An 18,636-nucleotide genomic window follows, 5' to 3' on the forward strand; every position below is an offset into this window, starting at 1 on the left:
GCTTGTGCTAGAAAACGTGAGCAACTGATTTTTCTAGGATTATAGTTGTACTAATTCTAATGCCTGCAAAACAACATTCTCATCTGCTCCGGCTTTAGGTCCTTGCTCGCTTAAATGCCTGCGCCATGCCCGCGCGCCTTTAATACCATGAAACAAACCCAGCATATGTCGCGTTATACTATGCAAACGCACACCTACTTCCAATTGTTGTTGAATATAAGGCAACATTTCTGCCACCACCTGATGACGCGTTTTAAGCTCACTTGGTTGCTGATAAATCCTATGATCTACCTCAGCTAGAATATAAGGATTGTGATAAGCCTCACGGCCAATCATTACTCCGTCAATACCCTGTAATAAGTCAATTGATTGCTCTAAACTAGTGATTCCGCCATTTATAATAATTTCCAGCTCAGGGAAGTCCTGTTTAATCTGCAGTACCACATCGTAACGTAATGGCGGGACTTCCCTGTTCTGTTTAGGGGAAAGTCCAGATAACCAGGCTTTTCGCGCATGAATAATAAAACGACGACAACCTCCTGCCGCAACAGTAGCAATAAAATTGGCTAGTTCTGCATAAGAATCTTGATCATCTATACCTATTCGAGACTTAACCGTAACCGGGATAGTCACCGCTTCTTGCATAGCAGCAACACACTCGGCCACCAAGTCAGGTTGAGCCATTAGACAAGCACCAAATCGACCATTTTGCACCCGATCACTGGGGCAACCCACATTTAAATTTACTTCATCATAACCATAGTCCTGTGCGATTTTGCTACAGGTAGACAAGTCTTGTGCAGAACTACCTCCTAGTTGTAATGCTAGCGGATGTTCCTGTTGTGTAAAACCAAGATGTCGCTCCGCATCACCAAATAACAAGGCACCCGTGGTAACCATTTCGGTATATAAAACAGTGTGGCTAGATAGCAAACGATGAAAATAGCGGCAATGCCGATCAGACCAATCGAGCATAGGGGCTACGCAGAGTTTATGCGCTGAAAATAAAAAGGGTTTGTGTTGCATACTGGAGTTGCTATATTTTAAAGTCATATTCCCGTGATTGCCACGGCTAAGCATTAGTCAAGACATTGAAAAAAAAGGGGAAATATTCTGCTCAGCAAATATCATTACTTTATACAGTTAATAGGCATATAATTAAGCCAAAAACACAGTTCAAATACTAATGACTGCTTTTCACAACCAATAACATTGCGTTATTGTACACAGAGAATACAAACCATGAAAATCATCGCTAGGCTCATCTTGGTACTTGCTATTTCACCTGTCCATGCAGCAATTTATGAATGCGAAGAAAATGGCATAAAAAGTTATCAACAATTCCCCTGCAAACAAGGTGGCAAGGAATTCATTCCACCCAAAGACATTAGTCAGGAAGAACAAAAAGCCGCTGTCGAAAAACTCGATAAAGATTTGGCCATACAAGCCGCAAAAAGACAACAACAAAAAGAAGCGAACGACAAAGAGCGCCTGATCCAAGCGCAAGAAGAAAAAGCGGATGCCGCCTATCTAAATGCCAGAGCAAATGAAGATCGAGCATTACAATATGAGCGTAACTCTGAAGAAATACGCAGCCTACGTCCTTATACTCCAATACAACCTGTTCGCCCGACTCCAGAACCCTTAGTTCCTAGGTAGCGCACATCCCTTTTGCTGATTTATGTCTAAAATATAGCTCTAAAGGCTTAGTTTCAGCATTCTGCGTACAACCTTGCGCTACTCACAACGGTGCTGCCTCGCCCAAAATAATAATTAATGAAAATCACAATCGTACTTCCAGCAAAAAACGAAGCACAAAATATCACTGCCGTACTACAGAGCATTCAATCTCTGGAACTTGATGCAGAAGTACTCGTTATTAATGATGGCTCTACCGATAACACCGCTGAATTAGCTGAGCTAGCTGGCGCAACCGTTATTAGCCACCCCTATAGCCAGGGCAACGGCGCAGCTATCAAAACCGGAGCGAGAAATGCTAGCGGAGAAATTACCATTTTTATGGATGGTGACGGCCAGCATAACCCTGTCGATATCCCTATGTTTCTAGAAAAAATGGCCGAAGGCTATGACATGGTCGTAGGTGCAAGAAATGTAAAATCTCAAGCTTCTTTACTAAGACGTTTCGGCAATGCCTTTTACAATCGTTTCGCAACGTTGATGACTGGACATAAAATTGACGATTTAACATCAGGTTTTCGCGCCGTTAAAACAAATAAATTTAAAAAATTTCTCTACCTAATGCCGAATGGGTTTTCCTACCCGACAACCAGTACAATGGCATTTTTTCGTTCTGGATTTCCAGTAGCCTACGTCCCTATTCATGCAGGTCAACGCAAAGGAAAAAGTCATATACGATTATTTAGAGATGGTACGCGCTTCTTTATTATTATCCTGCGCATAGGCTCATTATTCTCACCTATGCGTTTGTTCTTACCCGTCAGTATTAGCCTGTTTTTACTTGGCATAGGTTATTATGCCTATACATTTATTACCTTACATCGCTTTACCAATATGAGTGCGCTATTACTCAATACCTCAGTGATCACTTTCCTAATGGGATTTCTGTCAGAACAGGTCTCAGCATTACATTACCGGCATGCTGAAGACGATTAAGGACTCTAAAAATTTTGTAACTACTTAGCGTATCTGAGTCGTTACAAAATTAGATTGTATATTTCCAGCCAGGCACAAGAGAAGCAGGTATTTGATAAAAAACATCATGATAGAACAAGCGTTTGTAGGATGGGCAAAGGAGGTACGACGTGCCCATCATGTTTTAGTTGATGGGCACGTATGAAGCCCTTTGCCCATCCTACCGTGTTTATTTTGCTGTAACTTTATTATTGGCGGCATTACATATTTTAAAGTGGCCGCCAGCAATGTTGCCCCAAAAATTAGTTTGAAAAGATACTACTTTATCTAGCCATACCCTGAAGGAGCGAGAATTCAATAATACCCGAGTCTGACTTGTTCCTGCCTACGCAGGAATGCCAAAATCCTGCATCATACTTGCGGATATTATTAAATCCTCGCTCCTAAAGCTACACATGGTACCTTTAGGGTACTTGTTAGACTCACAAACCCTATGCTTCTTCTTCAGCACTTCCTATGTAACGATAGATTAACGCGCCTATAATCCCACCTATAATAGGAGCTACCCAGAATAACCATAGTTGCCCCATAGCCCAGTCGCCGACATAAACAGCAACACCGGTACTACGAGCCGGGTTTACAGCAGTATTCGTAACAGGAATACTTATTAAATGAATTAAAGTAAGACAGAAACCGATGGCTATTGGCGCTAAACCCGCCGGGGCACGCTCATCAGTAGCCCCCATAATGACGAATAAAAACATCATGGTCATCACTATTTCAGTTAACAAGGCTGCAAACAAAGAATAACCGCCTGGTGAATGCTCACCATAACCATTAGCCGCAAAACTACCTATATCAAAACCTGGTTGACCAGTAGCAATTAGATAAAGTACACCACCCGCAACTATAGCGCCTAAGACTTGAGCAATTATATATTGGATTAATTGATTGGCAGGAAAACGTCCACCGGCCCAAAGTCCAATTGAAATAGCCGGATTTAAATGACAACCAGAAATGTGGCCGATTGCAAAAGCCATGGTTAACACGGTTAAACCAAATGCCAAGGCAACCCCGAGAAAGCCTATACCCAATTCGGGAAATCCAGCTGCTAACACTGCACTTCCGCAACCGCCCAGCACCAACCAAAAGGTACCAATAAATTCTGCTACATACTTTTTCATGCTTTTATTCTCCAAAGATTTATTTTAATGTCCCACCGCCAAATATAGACTACTCTCGATGAGAATCCACAACGGGTTAATATGAATCTAGCAGAACTTAATGAAAATACAATAAAACTCAAACACTAAATCAAGTGACGTGGCAGCTGAGCTGTTTTTAAATACTATGCATAATCCTAGGATAATCCTTATCCTGCAAATGCATCGACCAGAAAATCTATAAAAGTAGTTATTTTGGCTGGATAGTAATTACGTTGTAAATAAGTGGCATAAACAGACAAACTAGACAATTTAAAATCTTCTAGTATTTCGACTAATTCACCTGATTGTACAAAGCCTCTTACTGATAAGGCCGGCGAACGTATCACTCCCATACCTAAAGAAGCGGCTTGACACAAAGCACCGCCATTATTTGAAGCAAACGTCCATTTGGGCCGAAATTCAACGCGCTCTTTTGCTTTATTAAAAATCCAGGCATCGGCATGCGGAGTGTCTAAGTAATGCAGGCATTTATGCTCAGCTAAATCCTCAATAGATTCGGGCGTTCCATATTGCTGAAGATAACCGGGCGAGGCGTAGGTACATAAAGATGTCTGAGCTATTTTCCGCGCAACCACCCCCTGATCCAGCTTGTCAGTCACCACGATAGCAATGTCAGATTTCCCGGAACGCAGGTTAACAAACGCATTATCCAGACTCATTAAAACATTCACATCGGGATACTTCTTTTGGTAGGCATTGATAACCGGCAACATATAGATGCTACCAAAATCAATGGGTGCACTAATTTTTAGCACCCCTTTCACCATCTTTCCCGATTGGGTAATTGAGCTTTCCAAATCATTCAAATCGCCCAGAATCTGCTTACACTGCTGATAATAGGCCTGACCTAGTTCAGTGACATGTAATTTTTGCGTCTTACGATTGATTAAGGTAATGCTTAGAGAACTCTCTAAGCTACGCATATACTTGCTAACCATCATGGGTGATACCTGCATTTCCCGGGCGACTGCGGCAAACGTACCCAGCTCAACAACACGGCAGAACACCTGCATGTTTTTTAACTTATCCATAATTTACTCACCACTGTAAACCCTAGGTTTATATAGCACCTAAATCCTGCAAGCCCATATTTTGACTCTCATTAACCTGTCTAGCTAAGTGGTTATTAGGTTTTTACTGCCGCTTTGCCAGCCCTCTTTGTCCAACCGATCAAAATATCCAGATTTAAATCATAAATAGAGGAAATTTTTTGTATCGTATGGATATCCCCCGAGCCCAAGGCAATAAACACCCTGCCAACGTGCCATGACCTTTTAATCAAAGTGACTTAACTTCGGTTAATGTTAAGCGAGTAACCCCACCTTAACCCAATCATCCCATTCCTGTGGATAGAGCGGATCTGCAGGTGTTCTGACTCTCAGCTGATTATTGCCTGTGAGTAATTTTCCAGCCACCCGAATCAGATAAGTACGAAGTGTATCCGGCTCCCATTGGCACAACGTTTTGTTGCCACTCAATTGAGCCATCCAGCGCACGGTATTGTAGGCAAGAACGGCGCAATGAAATAATGCGGCATTAGCCAGAAATTGATTCGTTCTGATTTTACCTAAACCCATTTGTGATTTTGCTTCTTCAATCCATGTTTCGCACGTCGCTCGTTCACCATACTTCTTATGTGTTTGCCAAGGCGATAGAGGTTCAGTTGTTACATAACAAAAATAGTCATATTCTGCCGTATCCCAAAGCTCGGACTGAGGTCCTGTCACTTGTTTAGGTTGCTTTATCCTGACCGCGACAAACTGACGAGAGCGAGACCAGCCACCACAACGATATTGAAACTCGCTCTGCTCCCAACCGGGTCGGCCTTGTATGGCTGTCCAGGCCTGTTTGGCCAGCAATGCGTTCAAATTCTTAAGTTTAACCTTTATTAGATACCCATGCCCTCTGGTATCGAGAAATTCAAGCAAATCACCGACAAAATAACCACTGTCACCGCGAAAAATAATGCGCATCCGATTGGGCAAGTGTGCAAGTAACTGTTTGGTAAATTCTACAACACCATTGCTTGTAAAGGCATTGCCTGTCCGGAACCAGGCTTGTAAAATTTCTTTTGTTTCCGCTAGAAAAGCGAGTTGTGGATGGTATGAACGGGCACCTTTCTTTTTGGGGTTGAAGCCTTTGGCACTTCCTTCTTGTCGACCACAAACGGTGTCCACAGTTGAATCGACATCGACCCACTGGACGGATTGTATGCCAGTTTTCGATTTTCCGGAACGAAGCAATCGCCGCCAGTGTTGACCACGCAAAGTATGCGTGAGCGTTTCAAACTGGCTTATCTGCCTATCACTTACTTCTTTAAAGATCCGTAAAATTGTGGTTTCAACAGGAATCTTTATCCAGCCAGCTACTTTGCGCAGTACGCTATCTGCCCATACGGTCGTCACCTTTGCCATTGATGTTGCTCCCCCCATCATGCCAACCAACGTCAATAGAACCACATCAGATAAGTGATGGTCTGCATTTTCACCCCGCCGATGTGGAACGCTTTGTTTTACGGTTTTTTCAAAACCTATCCTGTCTAAATATTTCACGACGGGAATCAGTCCCGCCTGGCTTGTCAATCCATGTGCTGTAGATGTCATTTTTACCGTTCGGGTACGGTTTCTTACGTGAGATGAGGATTTTGATACTTTAGAGGGCTTCATTAAAACAATGAGATAGTGAAATCAGGAAAATGATATTATATCATTGTTTAATAAGGAGTTTTGTGGATTATTATGTATAATGCTTGCAGGATTTAGGTAGCATAAACTTGCTGCTATCTATACAAAATCACCCTCTGGCGATAAAATTTGTTCCGGAGATAACAAAACGCTTAATTATATGCTCAGTTTGTAGCACAGTTTCTTAATTCTTTTGAATTAATCATATATAGATAAGAAAACTAGCTCAAACTTTTTATAATTTGGCGTTTTTTTTATTCACTCAGCTAAAAGGTGAAATAATGACTAAAATTTTAAATGAAGTACTCCTGGCTAACCGTCAATATACAGCGAACTTTGATAAAGCTGACCTTGCAATGCCACCCGCTCGTCAATTCGCCATACTAACCTGTATGGATGCACGCCTGGATCCAGCAAAGTATGCAGGGCTTGCTGAGGGCGATGCCCATGTTATTCGAAATGCAGGCGGTAGAGCAAGTGACGATGCCATTCGTTCTCTGGTTATTTCTTATAAGCTACTCGGTACGCGAGAATGGTTTGTAATCCATCATACAGATTGTGGCATGGAAACCTTTACCGATACCATTATGCGCGAATTACTTTCCACTAGCTTAAAAACAGCCTCTGTCGATGAAACTGGCTGGCATGATTGTTGTGAGGGCAATGGCTCAAACGAAGCGAATTATATAGACTGGCTTACTATTGAAGAACAAACACAAAGTGTTCTTGATGATGTTACACGTATAAGAAATCATCCGCTGGTTCCTACTGATATTCCAGTTTATGGTTATATTTATGATGTTAAAACAGGCTCGCTAGTTGAAGTGCCTGAAGCTACAAACGCAGGAAAGTGCAGCTAAATTTTCGTAGCTTTGCTTAAATGATGCATCAAATAACATAGATGAAATTGATTATGTACAACTCTCAGCCATAGTAGAATAAAGCTTGAAACATCAGCATGTTAAAAACCTCGTCATTCCCGAAGTCTACCCAGTCAAGCGTGGGCACAAGCTTTATCGGGAATCTGTACTAAACCCATGAGATTCCTGCTAAAAGCTTGCAGGAATGACGGAGAATGGCTGAGAGTCATGGGTAATCAGGTAAGTATATGTAATGAATTAATTTAACATTTCTGTAGATGGGTAGATCGTTTCATCGGTCTTTTAGGTGCGCAGTGACTCGCAAGAGCGCGTAGCGACACTCATCAATCCCATGTAAAATGATGGGTTTCGCAAAAAGACGCTCTACCCATCTACGCAAAACCTTAACACAAATGTTAATATAATTATGCATCAGTACTTAGCATACTCTTACCCAAATCATTTCAACCCACTTTGTGCCCCATATAGACAGTAACAGCTCTAAGGACTATGATGCATAGCAAATCAATAAATTGGAGACTGCAATGCCCGGTACACTCGCTGCCATTATTATCACTGTCCTATTTTTTAAATCTGGATTAGATTCGGATAAAAACGCTGTGCATATGGGGTTAACTGGATTTCTAACTTTTTTTATACCTGCCCTGCTCTGGACCTTTTTTATTACCCCGGGTTTAAAAGATACCTTACAACATGACCCCAGCAATACCCTACTCATGTTAACTGCGAACTATGCCTACGTGGTGCTTGTTTCAATTTGTTCTACCTGGGTATGGTTCAAAATCTTTAGAAGTTAAGCTTACTTAGAAACGCGCACGAAATAACTTAAGCAACTGGCTTGTCTTTTTATCCGTCTTCTGCGTTGTAGAAACTGTTACGTAGCTGGCTATGCGCCTGTTTCTACGTCTTGAATACGAATAAAAATCCTGCGCCAGATGCTCAACTTATTCCCTGCGCGTTCCTTAGTAGTTTCAGCCATACAAGCTCTCAGCTATTGCTGTCACAACAAAAAGCTAATGCTTCTTTTCCTGTTAGGCCGTTCATTTATGCGTCACTCTGCCCGTAATTCGCGGCATTAAAAAGTATATCCCGTTATAATATAGATCCTAATATTAGAATCCTATAAATAATACTTATAACGACACATTATGCACGCTGACTGGATAGCCTACCTGGAAACACAAAACTTATTAGCCCACACACCACCCGGCAAACAAGCAGTATTAGCCCCTCTCACTCATTTAGCGGTTTTATCAGTTTCAGGTATTGATGCAGAAAATTTTTTACAGGGACAAACCACTTGTGACATTAAAGCATTAGTTGATTCTCAACCTTCTTTGGGTGCTTATTGCAATGCCAAAGGTCGGACTATCAGTAGCTTTATTATTATTCGCCAAAAAGAGTCATTTCTGCTTATTCTTACTCATGATTTAATCGACACAGTTAGAAAAAAACTGCAAATGTATGTGCTGCGTTCTGACGTACAGTTAGCTGACCTAAGCGATGAATTATGTCTTACCGGTATCGCTAATATTGACTTAAGTCCTCAAGAAAATTTATACCCTTATCCGCAACTAAATGACGGCTTTCTGTTTATCGCTTCCCCTGATGAGTCGCGCTTATTCTGGGGCGAACTAACACAGCAACAACCTATACACCGGGTTAATGGATATGCCTGGCTCGAACTGGATATACAGGCTGGCATTCCCTGGTTGTACTCACAAACCAGTGAAGAATTTGTTCCGCAAATGTTGAACCTGCACAAGCTGAATGCAATCAGTTTTGAAAAGGGCTGCTATACCGGCCAGGAAATCGTTGCCCGTACGCATTATTTAGGCAAGAATAAACGCGCCATGTACCAGGCTCATTGTTCAGTAAGCAGTGATATCGCTCCGGGCTGCATTGTTACCGACAATCAAGAAGCAGTCATGGGCACTGTGGTTTTAGCCGCTACAAATGACATAAGTACTCAGTTACTTGTGGTGCTGAAAGACCAGGCAATGGAGACTGAAAATCTTCAGCTAAAAAACCAAAACCACGATAAAATCACGCTAAACCCTAGCCACAATTAATGCAAATGAGTCCCGAAACCGCAAGATATTTTAGACGCTTAGGTACGCTAACAATTTTCGCAGTCTACTTTGTAATTCTGGTAGGCGGCATAGTCCGCGCTTCGGGTGCGGGCATGGGCTGTCCGGACTGGCCTACCTGTTTTGGACAACTGATTCCACCCACTAGCGAAGCCGAACTGCCGAGTAATTATCATGAGATCTATGCCGTCGGTTATGCCAATACTGATTTTAATGTCATCAAAACCTGGACTGAATATCTTAACCGTCTTACAGGTGTCACTATTGGCTTTTTAATTTTTCTGACCTTATGGTCATCTCGCGCCTACCTGAAAACAGATAAAGCAGTCTTTTATTTATCATTAGCCTGTTTTTTACTCGTAGGCTTTCAGGGATGGCTAGGTTCTGTGGTCGTAAAAACACACTTGCACCCTTTGATGATCACTGCGCATATGCTGCTCGCACTGTTTATTGTTGCCTTATTGATTTACGCTATTGCCCGATCGCAGAATGATTTATTACGTCAAATAGATATTTCAGCATTACCCGCTAAATTCAAAGCTGTGCTGATCATCGCCATGGGTTTTACTTTATTACAAGTGGGCATGGGCACACAGGTTAGAGAAGCAGTAGATTTAATTGCCACACATCATAATTATATAGATCGGGAATATTGGCGGGATAGTTTCCCCCTAATTTTTTACATACACCGGTCATTTTCAGCCGTTATATTGTTCACCAATTTATGGTTAGTCTGGAAGGTATATCAGTCGGTCGATAAAAATAGTTTGTTATTTCGCCTCGGCGCGGTACTTGTCGGGCTCATCATATGTGCTATTCTTGCAGGTATGTCTTTAGATCGACTAGGTATGCCGGCTGTTGCGCAGCCTATCCATTTATTATTGGCAACCTTAATTTTTGGCGTGCAGTTTTTTATCTTTATCTGTATCAATTATGCAGCTAAAGAAATGACTCCCGTAGTTAGCTCTTAAATTCACTAGACCCTACACAACAAGCGACAGGTGAACACAATCCGCTTCATCTGTTCTATATACCGAGACTCTGATGCTAAAAATATTTTTAAGATGGCTACTGACTTTTCTTTTTAAAGTTGAAGTAAAAGGGCTAGAGAATTATAAACAGGCGGGTGATCGCGTACTGATTATTGCCAATCACAGCTCTTTTCTTGACCCCTTATTACTCGGGGTTTTCTTGCCAGATAATATTACTTTTGCTATCAATAGCCATATTGCCGAGCGCTGGTGGTTAAAACCGTTTCTCAGTTTGTCCCAAGTTTTCCCGATGGATCCGACACACCCGATTTCCTTAAAAAACCTGATCCATTATTTACAAAAACCCAGTAAAACTGTCATTTTTCCCGAGGGTAGAATTACCGTTACCGGCTCAATGATGAAGATATACGATGGTACCGGAATGGTCGCAGATAAATCCGGAGCGACCATTCTGCCTATCCGTATAGAAGGGGCACAATACACTCATTTTTCACGCTTACGTAATATAGTCCGCTTACGTTTTTTCCCTAAAATAACCTTGCACATTCTCCCGCCTACGAAAATTATAGTAGACAAAGATTTACGCGGAAGAAATAGACGCCATGCTAGTGGTTTGGTTCTAACAGACATCATGAGCGATATGATGTTTAGCACTAGTCTATTTAGACAAAGCTTATTTTCTGCAATGCTGGAAGCAAAATCCATTCATGGGCGCAAACACACTGTTGCAGAAGACCTGGATCGAGTTCCTTTATCTTATGAAACCTTAATCACACGTTCTCTGGCGATCGGTAACGCGCTGACAAAAATCACTGAAAAAGGTGAAAACGTAGGAGTCTACCTACCTAATAGCAGCAAAACATTCAATGTAGTCATGGGTTTACAAATTCATCAGCGCGTACCCGCCATGTTGAATTATTCGACGGGTGCAGCAGGTATGCTCTCTGCCTGTCATACTGCTAAAATTAAAACAGTATTAACTTCCCACCGCTTTATTGAATTGGGTAAGTTTGCTGAAGATGCGCAAACCTTATCTGAAAACATCAATCTTGTTTACCTGGAAGATTTAGCTAAAAATATCAGCACTTTCAATAAGCTCAGTGCCTTATTGCAGGCTAAAACTGCTCACTTATGGTACCCCGGTAAAGAACCCAGTCCGGATAGCCCTGCTGTTGTGTTATTTACCTCGGGTTCGGAAGGCACTCCTAAAGGCGTCGTCCTATCGCATAAAAATATCCTGGCAAATCATAAACAGGTTGCTGCACGTATTACTTTTAATGCCCAGGATACGGTATTAAATTTTCTCCCCATGTTTCATTCTTTTGGTTTCACAGTGGGCACCATGTTACCCATTATGACTGGCATGACCACTTTCTTTTACCCATCGCCATTACATTACAGCATTATTCCCGAAATGGCATATGAAACCAGTTCCACCATTATCTTTGGCACCAACACCTTTCTAGCCGCTTACGGAAAAAAAGCACATCCCTATGACTTTTACAATATCCGCTATGTAGTTGCAGGCGCTGAAAAGCTGCATGAAAATACCCGAAAATTATGGGCTGATAAATTTGGTATCCGTGTATTAGAAGGTTATGGCGCGACTGAAACCAGCCCAGTTGCCGCGGTTAATACTCCAATGTTTTATAAAGCAGGTACGGTTGGCCGTTTAATGCCTGGTATGCAATACAAGTTGGAAACCATTCCCGGCATTGAAAATGGCGGAAAACTGCATCTTTATGGCGAAAATATCATGCAGGGTTATCTGCTAGATGATAATCCCGGAGTGCTCGTACCACCCAGTTCCATCTATGGAAAGGGCTGGTATGATACGGGTGATATAGTGCATGTAGATAATGAGCGCTATGTTTCCATCCGTGGACGCAGTAAACGCTTTGCGAAAATTGCTGGTGAAATGGTTTCCTTAACGGCGACCGAACAGCTGATCAATGAGATATGGCCCGATGCGCAGCATGTTGTCGTGTTTATTCCTGATGAGAAAAAAGGCGAGCAATTAGTCCTTATAAGCACGCAGGAAAATGCCAATAGCAAAGAACTTCATGCACTGGCCAAAAATGTATCCAGTATTAATTTACCGAAAAAATTTATCACTGTTGAGCAGGTTCCCGTGCTGGCAACCGGAAAAATTAACTATATAGAAGCGACTGAATTAGCTCAGAATTATTTTAATTAATCCTAGAAAAATAAGTTGAGCGCGAATTTATAGTGCAAGATATTGAATTAATTAAATATACACGCTCTAAGAACGTGGTATTCACATCCTAGATGTGTTTTTAGCATCGTTGGTGTTCAAAAAATCGGGTGGAGTGCAATAGATTCAGCTATTGTTGTTGCGGAAAAAGCTAACGCTTTTTTACTACTCAGACAAGCTGAGTAGTTACAGCAAAATAAACACAAGGATGGGCAAAGGGCTTCATCCGTGCCCATCAACGAAAACATGATGGGCACGTCGTACCTCCTTTGCCCATCCTACAAAAACGCTTGTTCCATCAGAGTATTTTTTATCAAATACCTGCTTCTCTGGTGCCTGACTGGAAATATACAATCTAATTTCGTAGCTATCAGATACGCTGAGTAGTTACTTATTTTTTAATACAACGCTTTCAAAAAATTTTAGCTTCACCCGTAGGTTAAGCTGATGTTTTTTTGCAAGTGCGGTGGAATCAAGAGCTTGTACTAGAAAACGTGAGCAACTGATTTTTCTGGGGTAATTGCTGTCAGCTTTTTGCGCAATGTATTGCTGATAGGTCGATAGTGCTTAAGCGACATAATTCGGGTTTTCGGGTAAATTTCCGGGATCATAGTCCGCTAATTTTTGTACCCGTTCCTGAGTGACACTCTGTACCTGGGCCGTTTTATTAATTGCACGTACTTTAACACCAAATTTTTTCCAGATACCCGTATGTGACTCATGCATTTTGGCACAAGGGTCGTGATTGAGTTTGCCCACTGCTTTCGCTTTGAACTTTACACCGTGCTCATACGCTCGGTCAATCATCCATTTCAAAGTAATATCAGCCAAACCGGAATCTTCATAACCTCCCCCAACATCAGAGTGTACACCAGGGAACCATGTTTGAGTGACGCGCGACTCGGCATGCCATTTCAAAACCGGGAAAAACTTGCGTTTTTCATCAATCGCTATTGCGTGATATCCTTTAAGCACGCAATCAGGTAACTTATTATCATTGAAATCTTCATCCGTAGTCGTTTTTACCGAGTCCCAGACACCCACCATTTCCACCGAAATATCAAATAAACGCCCTGCTCTCTTTAACTCTCTAATACTTCGTGCATCACGCCTTAAATAAAGCTGCCAGGCGATATCCACATCACGGGATTTTGACGGAATGCCACACTGGGCTATTAGACCCGCCAAGCGGCGTGCAGCATAGGCTCCTCGACTAAAACCAAAAATAAACACTTTATTGGCATCTTTTTCCCAATCCTTATCAGCAAAACGTTTACGTAAGAAACGATAAGCGCCAAGAATTTGCCGCTCCAGACCTTTGCCATAAACACCTCCGATCAATGTTTCCAGATAAGCCGTTCCAACCCCTTCTTCATAATGGATACGTTGTTTTTTCGACGAACAAGCTTGTAATAGCCTAGGGACGTTGGTTAATGCTGTTTCATCAGTATCATTCCAGGTCCCGTCACAGCCAATGATTAAGTGTAAGCGCTCAATAGTCAGCGTACTTCACGGCAACTCAGATTAATGCCAAACTATCCCCATTGTTAAATACCACGGGGAATTTTAAATGGCAGCGTTAGAAAAAATACAGGCAAAGACTTTCTGGCCTATTCACATAGAGCACTGGCAGGCATCAGGCCAATCACAGGTAGCTTATTGTCGACAGCATGATTTATGTCCGCAAAAGTTAGGCTACTGGAAACGTAAATCGACTGTAAAGCCGACTACTTCCCCTACAGGGTTTACACGTATTCGGGTTGACGGGGATCGTTCATCTGCGCCAGTCCCAGGATTATCTTTGCAATTTAATGATGGTATTCGGTTGGAAGGTATTACGCAGGATACTATGCCGTGTATTCAACCACTGCTTGAGCTGTTGCGATGACGGTTGTTATGCGTCCCTCTCTGTCTTTGACAGAAGTGTATCTGTATCGGCAGCCCATTGATTTTCGTAAGTCACATCGGGGCTTATCGGCGATTGTTGAATGTGAGTTAGGGCATAATCCTTTTGAGGGGGCTCTCTATGCCTTTACGAATAAACGGCGGAATAAGATTAAATGCCTGTTTTGGGAAGATAATGGTTTTGTCCTTTATTACAAGTCATTGGTAGAAGAAACATTTAAGTGGCCTAAGGGTGAGGAAGAGACATTAACCTTAACAGGCCAGCCGTTAAACTGGCTGCTGGATGGCTTTGATATTAGCGCGATGAAAGGTCATAAAAAACTTCAATATGAGTCTGTTTTTTAGCTGTTTTTGTGTTCATTATTGCCACTATAAATGCTATAATAAAGCCATGATTTTAGCCGATATTTCAAATATAAAACAACAAGATAAAGCCGGTTCTTTGCTGTCGGAGAGTGTTGCTTTGTTGCTTGAAAAAAAACAGGCTATTGATGAACTGACGCGTGTGATTGAAGTTAAGTCTGGGGTGATTTCCGAACAGAAAAAACGCATCCTTATTCTGGAAGAGGTACTACGCTTATCTAAAATAAAACGCTTTGGATCATCCAGTGAACAATCTCATCAATCCTCTTTGTTTGATGAAGCAGAGAATGAAGCGGATAGCGATGAGGAGCTAGACCTGGAGGCTGATGAAGCACCTGAGGACGAAAAACAAACAAGTTCTACTGGCACCAAGAAAAAGCCGGGACGCAAACCCTTCTCAGATAAGTTACCTCGCGAGCAAATTTTTATTTATTTAACCGATGAAGAAAAAGAAGGTGCTATTGATACTTTCTTTACTAAAGTGAAAGAAGAGCTGGATATTATTCCTGCTAAAGTACGTGTTCTTGAATACATGCAGGAAAAAGCGGTCTTTATCAAACAGATTGAAGGCGAAAAACAACGCCAGGTTAAAGCCGCACAAATGCCCAGACACCCTATTGCCAGAGCAATGGGAAGCATCAGTTTAATGTGCTTTGTTATTATCGCCAAGTATGCTGACGGCTTACCTTTATATCGGCAAGAAGGCATCTTGTCTCGTTATGGGGGTGACATCTCCAGAGCGACATTAGCAAACTGGATGATCGCACTGGCTAAACAACTTCAGCCCCTGATTAACCTGATGCGAGAGCATCAACACACAGGGGCAGTCATACTCGCTGATGAAACGCGGGTTCAGGTATTAAAAGAACCGGGGCGGCCAGCGACCTCAGATAAATATATGTGGGTGACGCTTGGCGGGCCACCGGGTGAAAAAAGCATCCTGTTTGAATACGATCCCTCTCGTAGTGGAGACGTCCCCATGCGCCTGCTTGACGGCTTTAGTGGCTATCTGCAAACCGATGGCTATGCGGGGTACAATGCCGTGTGCCAAAAAAACAGCATCACCCAGCTGGGGTGCTGGGATCATGCGCGTCGTTATTTTAAAGATGCCCAGAATGCACAGCCTAAACGCAAAAAGGGACAAAATAACAAACCCTCAAAAGCAGGTAAAGCGCTGAGCCTGATCAATAAACTGTATGTCATTGAGCGAGAAATTAAAGACCTGTCAGTGGATGAAAAATATCAGCAGCGCCAGGAGAAGAGCATTCCTGTATTGAACCAGCTCAAAGCCTATCTGGAAGAAAACCAGCATAAAGTACCTAAAGATAGCCTGACAGGAAAGGCAATGACTTACCTGAGTAACCAGTGGGAAAAACTCAATGTGTATTGCACCCATGGTGAACTCAATATTAGCAACATCCTGGCAGAAAATGCGATTCGCCCGTTTGTGATAGGGCGCAAAGCCTGGTTATTTTCTGATACCCCTGCGGGTGCTCGTGCCAGTGCAATACATTACAGCCTGATAGAAACAGCTAAAGCAAATGGGCTGGAGCCTTATGCATATCTTAAGCAGGTTCTCACTGCTTTACCTTATGCTGATACGGTTGATAAAGTGGAGGCTTTGTTGCCCTGGAATATTAAAAAATCAGATACGCCTGAATAGGGCAAGTACGTGCTTCGTTGAGCGCTTACGATTAAGTTACGTGTGGAAGTCACTTTTTTCTCCTGTTACAGTGATTCTGGTTGATATTCTTCTTCACCTTCATCATTTGTTCTACCATCGCACCACCATTCAACGGTCTGTGGAACATACAGCCCCAAGGAAAAAACTGGCGCTAACACATAGCCTAGGTTGGTATGGTAACGCGCCCGATACAGGCCTCGACCATTCTCACACTTATCGACATCAGGCTGGGCCCAGACGAAGCCATAAAATGAACCATGTACAGTATGGGTCCCGGTCTTAGAGCAAGGTGTTTTATCGCCATCACCTTCAATTGTCATAGTAGCACAAGCAGAAATAATAACAGCTAGGCACGAAATACAAAAACCACGTATCATATTTTTCATAAATTATTCTCATTCTAGAATAGAGCTGAACGACAAAGAGTTGAGCCTTTGCCTGATCTTTACTGCTAACTGCTGTTTTAATTGACTGCTGGCTGTGCATGACTATAACATCAGGCTTAAATTATTTAATACCTGCCAATAATTTTGCAATACCTCTATAGTGTAGTTCAACATCAAGGAGTTCTGTAAAAACCGTTGTTTTTAAACTCTACCTTAAGCAGGCTTTGCCAAATCTACTTTACTACCTGAGGTACCCATCGCCTACAATTTATAATTATGCAAAAAGGGTTAGAAGGTAGCGCACAGTAAATCTAGTTGTGCAGGAAAAAATTCCGAAAAAAAAGGCCGTTTAACTGATTGTACTCTTAAAAGTACAGTCGGTTATAACGGCCTTATTTATCTGAGATAATACTTTTATTAGTTTAAAAGCATCATCCAGATTTTATTGAAGCAAAAATTGAATTATTTACACTTCACGTAATCTACTTTTTTGCCTTTCTTTCTTAAGCGATCATAAGCTTTATCTTCGGCAATAGGTGTTTTAGTTGCATTAACCGTCATAGGTTCTTCGCTAGCAACACCATCCGTATAAGCAACACACACATAAGGTTTAGCATATAAAACAGTACTTAGTAACATCAACCCTAAACCAGCGATTATTTTTTTCATTTTTTATCTCCATGCCCAGTTAGTTTAAATCGACCAGACCCTTGGCATATCAAGTGTCTGGAAAAACATTATAGTTTTGTTTAATTATATTAAAGTTATTATACCTTTAACCACCTATCGGAGCGAACCAAATTATATCTATTGTCGCTATCCGTCCTATCCTCATTGCAAAAGCGTCTTTTTATCAGCTATTAAAAACTTACTGACTATAAGTTTAGGCACCTGGAAATAAATTCGTACTTATGTACGAGCTCTATATAGAGTAGCTAACTCAGGCTCTATGATATTTACGCGAACGTGTTTTCAAATCTATTCAGCGAGCTCGAAGCTCTTTGTTACGTACTGATTTAACACGCTGATTTTTATCTTCGATTTTGCATTTTTTATTGTTGGAACTCTTTTTAAACAGCGAGTAGCTCTGCTTTGTATTCTGTGCATTGAGTGAGCATGGCATAAGCCGTTCTCGCTGTTTTATTAGCCAATGCGACAGCCGCACATTTTTTACCTCGACGCTCAACTAATCCTTGTATCCATGCATTCTTTTTGGTCTTTGCCTCTCTTTTTACAACCTGACTTACTGCTGACATGGCACCTGTAATGAGCTGACTTCTAAGCGTACTATTTTTCACATACCGGCCAATAGACCCGAGGTTCGTTTTTCCCCCAGAGGAATATTGTAACGGTGTTAACCCAATACAAGCCGAGGCATCTTTCCCTTTTTTAAAGGCACCCAACTCGGCACACCCCAAGGCAATGTAGAGATTAATGGCATTCAATATACCTAGTGCCTGAACGAAAAGTCAGTTTTTTAAAAAAACATCACACCCAATCTACCATAATATTTTCCGATTTGGCTTAGTTGAGATAACAATCCACCCATTATTACGAATTTGCTCAGCACAATGCTATTGTGCCACTTTTCAGACAT

At 41.8% G+C, this 18,636-nt stretch carries 17 protein-coding genes and 1 pseudogene; 10 read left to right on the forward strand and 8 right to left on the reverse strand.

Features of this window, described 5'->3' with window-relative positions; translation table 11 throughout:
• Positions 1-39: 39 nt before the first annotated feature.
• Positions 40-1,053 (reverse strand): tRNA dihydrouridine(20/20a) synthase DusA, encoded by a 1,014-nt coding sequence (gene dusA, locus ACQY3F_RS09960; RefSeq protein ID WP_428354705.1) that lies wholly within the window; start codon positions 1,051-1,053, stop codon positions 40-42.
• Positions 1,054-1,242: 189 nt separating this feature from the next.
• Between dusA and ACQY3F_RS09965 the strand changes: the two genes are divergently transcribed.
• Both ACQY3F_RS09965 and ACQY3F_RS09970 read left to right on the forward strand, forming a co-directional pair.
• Positions 1,243-1,659 (forward strand): hypothetical protein, encoded by a 417-nt coding sequence (locus tag ACQY3F_RS09965; protein WP_428354706.1) that lies wholly within the window; start codon positions 1,243-1,245, stop codon positions 1,657-1,659.
• Positions 1,660-1,776: 117 nt separating this feature from the next.
• Positions 1,777-2,634, forward strand: a complete 858-nt coding sequence (locus ACQY3F_RS09970; RefSeq protein ID WP_428354707.1) for a glycosyltransferase family 2 protein — start codon at positions 1,777-1,779, stop codon at positions 2,632-2,634.
• Between the two features lie 470 nt (positions 2,635-3,104).
• On the opposite strand, the gene aqpZ is transcribed toward ACQY3F_RS09970, so the two are convergent.
• The 3 genes from aqpZ to ACQY3F_RS09985 all read right to left on the reverse strand — a co-directional run bounded on the left by aqpZ (position 3,105) and on the right by ACQY3F_RS09985 (position 6,505).
• The gene (gene aqpZ, locus ACQY3F_RS09975; protein ID WP_428354708.1) at positions 3,105-3,797 is read right to left on the reverse strand and encodes an aquaporin Z; all 693 of its coding nucleotides are present in this window, start codon (positions 3,795-3,797) and stop codon (positions 3,105-3,107) included.
• Positions 3,798-3,985: 188 nt separating this feature from the next.
• Entirely contained in the window at positions 3,986-4,870 is an 885-nt protein-coding gene (locus tag ACQY3F_RS09980; RefSeq protein ID WP_428354710.1) for a LysR family transcriptional regulator, read from the reverse strand.
• Between the two features lie 273 nt (positions 4,871-5,143).
• Entirely contained in the window at positions 5,144-6,505 is a 1,362-nt protein-coding gene (locus ACQY3F_RS09985) for an IS1380 family transposase (RefSeq protein WP_428352972.1), read from the reverse strand.
• 299 nt (positions 6,506-6,804) lie between these two features.
• On the opposite strand from ACQY3F_RS09985, the gene ACQY3F_RS09990 reads away from it, so the two are divergent.
• The 5 genes from ACQY3F_RS09990 (at position 6,805) to ACQY3F_RS10010 (ending at position 12,683) form a co-directional block, all read left to right on the forward strand.
• Complete coding sequence (locus tag ACQY3F_RS09990; protein ID WP_428354711.1) at positions 6,805-7,383, forward strand: beta-class carbonic anhydrase; 579 nt, start codon at positions 6,805-6,807, stop codon at positions 7,381-7,383.
• A gap of 545 nt (positions 7,384-7,928) precedes the next feature.
• Positions 7,929-8,201, forward strand: a complete 273-nt coding sequence (locus ACQY3F_RS09995; RefSeq protein ID WP_428354712.1) for a hypothetical protein — start codon at positions 7,929-7,931, stop codon at positions 8,199-8,201.
• A gap of 351 nt (positions 8,202-8,552) precedes the next feature.
• Complete coding sequence (locus ACQY3F_RS10000; protein ID WP_428354713.1) at positions 8,553-9,476, forward strand: YgfZ/GcvT domain-containing protein; 924 nt, start codon at positions 8,553-8,555, stop codon at positions 9,474-9,476.
• 5 nt (positions 9,477-9,481) lie between these two features.
• Entirely contained in the window at positions 9,482-10,465 is a 984-nt protein-coding gene (locus tag ACQY3F_RS10005) for a COX15/CtaA family protein (protein ID WP_428357654.1), read from the forward strand.
• Positions 10,466-10,538: 73 nt separating this feature from the next.
• Positions 10,539-12,683, forward strand: coding sequence for an AMP-binding protein (locus ACQY3F_RS10010; RefSeq protein ID WP_428354714.1), 2,145 nt, complete (start codon positions 10,539-10,541; stop codon positions 12,681-12,683).
• A gap of 585 nt (positions 12,684-13,268) precedes the next feature.
• Here ACQY3F_RS10010 and ACQY3F_RS10015 read toward each other — a convergent pair.
• Positions 13,269-14,204, reverse strand: coding sequence for a DUF2235 domain-containing protein (locus ACQY3F_RS10015; RefSeq protein ID WP_428357656.1), 936 nt, complete (start codon positions 14,202-14,204; stop codon positions 13,269-13,271).
• Positions 14,205-14,271: 67 nt separating this feature from the next.
• Between ACQY3F_RS10015 and tnpA the strand changes: the two genes are divergently transcribed.
• The 3 genes from tnpA to tnpC are packed head-to-tail and all read left to right on the forward strand — an operon-like array spanning position 14,272 to position 16,632.
• Positions 14,272-14,589, forward strand: coding sequence for an IS66 family insertion sequence element accessory protein TnpA (tnpA, locus tag ACQY3F_RS10020; RefSeq protein ID WP_428352923.1), 318 nt, complete (start codon positions 14,272-14,274; stop codon positions 14,587-14,589).
• A complete protein-coding gene (tnpB, locus tag ACQY3F_RS10025) occupies positions 14,586-14,951 on the forward strand; it encodes an IS66 family insertion sequence element accessory protein TnpB (protein ID WP_428353150.1) in 366 nt (121 codons plus the stop codon). Before tnpA ends, tnpB begins: the two co-directional genes overlap by 4 nt.
• Positions 14,952-14,997: 46 nt before the next feature.
• Positions 14,998-16,632: an IS66 family transposase gene (gene tnpC, locus ACQY3F_RS10030; protein ID WP_428352934.1), complete on the forward strand. Its 1,635-nt coding sequence runs from the start codon at positions 14,998-15,000 to the stop codon at positions 16,630-16,632.
• Positions 16,633-16,697: 65 nt separating this feature from the next.
• Here tnpC and ACQY3F_RS10035 read toward each other — a convergent pair whose 3' ends face one another.
• The 3 genes and pseudogenes from ACQY3F_RS10035 to ACQY3F_RS10045 all read right to left on the reverse strand — a co-directional run.
• On the reverse strand, positions 16,698-16,973 hold the full coding sequence (locus ACQY3F_RS10035) for a hypothetical protein (protein ID WP_428354715.1): 276 nt from the start codon (positions 16,971-16,973) through the stop codon (positions 16,698-16,700).
• Between the two features lie 528 nt (positions 16,974-17,501).
• Positions 17,502-17,708: a hypothetical protein gene (locus ACQY3F_RS10040; protein WP_428354716.1), complete on the reverse strand. Its 207-nt coding sequence runs from the start codon at positions 17,706-17,708 to the stop codon at positions 17,502-17,504.
• Between the two features lie 401 nt (positions 17,709-18,109).
• Positions 18,110-18,490: pseudogene (locus tag ACQY3F_RS10045) on the reverse strand (transposase); the annotation flags it as partial.
• Positions 18,491-18,636 lie beyond the last annotated feature (146 nt).

The organism is Methyloprofundus sp. (assembly GCF_965251085.1).
Taxonomy (GTDB): domain Bacteria; phylum Pseudomonadota; class Gammaproteobacteria; order Methylococcales; family Methylomonadaceae; genus Methyloprofundus.

Bases quoted from the DNA above. Each gene is read 5' to 3' on its own strand.
- dusA (WP_428354705.1), bottom strand. From the start codon at position 1,053: ATGACTTTAAAATATAGCAACTCCAGTATGCAACACAAACCCTTTTTA.
- ACQY3F_RS09965 (WP_428354706.1), top strand. From the start codon at position 1,243: ATGAAAATCATCGCTAGGCTCATCTTGGTACTTGCTATTTCACCTGTC.
- ACQY3F_RS09970 (WP_428354707.1), top strand. From the start codon at position 1,777: ATGAAAATCACAATCGTACTTCCAGCAAAAAACGAAGCACAAAATATC.
- aqpZ (WP_428354708.1), bottom strand. From the start codon at position 3,797: ATGAAAAAGTATGTAGCAGAATTTATTGGTACCTTTTGGTTGGTGCTG.
- ACQY3F_RS09980 (WP_428354710.1), bottom strand. From the start codon at position 4,870: ATGGATAAGTTAAAAAACATGCAGGTGTTCTGCCGTGTTGTTGAGCTG.
- ACQY3F_RS09985 (WP_428352972.1), bottom strand. From the start codon at position 6,505: ATGAAGCCCTCTAAAGTATCAAAATCCTCATCTCACGTAAGAAACCGT.
- ACQY3F_RS09990 (WP_428354711.1), top strand. From the start codon at position 6,805: ATGACTAAAATTTTAAATGAAGTACTCCTGGCTAACCGTCAATATACA.
- ACQY3F_RS09995 (WP_428354712.1), top strand. From the start codon at position 7,929: ATGCCCGGTACACTCGCTGCCATTATTATCACTGTCCTATTTTTTAAA.
- ACQY3F_RS10000 (WP_428354713.1), top strand. From the start codon at position 8,553: ATGCACGCTGACTGGATAGCCTACCTGGAAACACAAAACTTATTAGCC.
- ACQY3F_RS10005 (WP_428357654.1), top strand. From the start codon at position 9,482: ATGAGTCCCGAAACCGCAAGATATTTTAGACGCTTAGGTACGCTAACA.
- ACQY3F_RS10010 (WP_428354714.1), top strand. From the start codon at position 10,539: ATGCTAAAAATATTTTTAAGATGGCTACTGACTTTTCTTTTTAAAGTT.
- tnpA (WP_428352923.1), top strand. From the start codon at position 14,272: ATGGCAGCGTTAGAAAAAATACAGGCAAAGACTTTCTGGCCTATTCAC.
- tnpB (WP_428353150.1), top strand. From the start codon at position 14,586: ATGACGGTTGTTATGCGTCCCTCTCTGTCTTTGACAGAAGTGTATCTG.
- tnpC (WP_428352934.1), top strand. From the start codon at position 14,998: ATGATTTTAGCCGATATTTCAAATATAAAACAACAAGATAAAGCCGGT.
- ACQY3F_RS10035 (WP_428354715.1), bottom strand. From the start codon at position 16,973: ATGACAATTGAAGGTGATGGCGATAAAACACCTTGCTCTAAGACCGGG.
- ACQY3F_RS10040 (WP_428354716.1), bottom strand. From the start codon at position 17,708: ATGAAAAAAATAATCGCTGGTTTAGGGTTGATGTTACTAAGTACTGTT.